Source organism: Bradyrhizobium sp. Kon58 (assembly GCF_055807455.1).
The window spans coordinates 1-279 of the sequence record NZ_JBVVOT010000399.1 but is presented as its reverse complement, the minus strand read 5'-3'; the positions used below and the strand labels follow the sequence as shown (position 1 = coordinate 279).

The 279-nt window shown below is 63.8% G+C and carries 1 protein-coding gene; it reads left to right on the top strand.

Annotated features, from left to right (window positions below; all coding sequences use genetic code 11):
- Nucleotides 1-65: 65 nt before the first annotated feature.
- A partial coding sequence (locus AC0L20_RS40920) for a hypothetical protein (RefSeq protein WP_473295812.1) occupies nt 66-279 on the top strand: 214 nt, incomplete at its 3' end.

Below are 279 nucleotides of genomic sequence, written 5' to 3'. Positions count from 1 at the left end.
CCAGTCACGCACATCCTCCAGCGCCAGCAAGCCGTTGCCCCACAGATAAGCGTGACTGGCCAAGGTTGATCAAACGGCTGCGCACGCACGCGCTCAAGGGACTGATGGACAAAGAGACCGCGACCTTACTCGCAAAGACCGCCCCCTTGAATCCCTATGAGCAGACCGTGCTGTTGCGCGGCCTCAATGCGGCCATCAACACCCAAGCCCGCCAGGCGTGGCAGGTGCAAGAGCCCGACATGACGCGCCTCGCCGCGCGCTACGCTGAGTTGCGCAGCG